Source organism: Brevundimonas sp. P7753 (assembly GCF_013386595.1).
In the GTDB taxonomy this organism is placed as follows: domain Bacteria; phylum Pseudomonadota; class Alphaproteobacteria; order Caulobacterales; family Caulobacteraceae; genus Brevundimonas; species Brevundimonas bullata.
In genome coordinates this window covers 1-390 of record NZ_JACARP010000072.1, presented here as the reverse complement: position 1 = coordinate 390, position 390 = coordinate 1, and the positions used below count along the sequence as shown (strand labels likewise).

1 protein-coding gene is annotated in these 390 nt (G+C 68.2%); it reads left to right on the top strand.

Going from position 1 to position 390, the window contains the following annotated elements; all coding sequences use genetic code 11:
* The coding region (locus tag HX774_RS13760) for a trypsin-like peptidase domain-containing protein (protein ID WP_218650431.1) at positions 1 to 390 on the top strand (390 nt) is incomplete at both ends.

The following is a 390-nucleotide window of genomic DNA, read 5'->3' as shown; positions in this document are numbered from 1 at the left end:
ATTCTGAGCGCGACGCCGGTTGCGGTGATCGCGGCCCCGGCCGCCGCTTCAGTGCAGACGCCGTCCGTGGCGGGCCTGCCCTATGACGCGCGACGCGGGGTCTTCACCTTCGCAGCCGGTCTCGACGCCTCCCTGCCCGCCGTGGTGCAGGTCACGACCCTGGGCCAGTCGCGCGGTCCCAGCTCGGATGGCGATCCCAAGCCCTCGCAGGGCGGGTCCGGCGTCATCATCGACGCCGCCAACGGCATTATCGTCACCAACAACCACGTCATCGAGAACGGTCAGAAATTCACCGTCGACATGACCGATGGGCGCCTGTTCGACGCGGTCCTGATCGGGGCGGACAAGGCCACCGACATCGCCGTGCTGAAGATCGAGGCCAAGGGCCTG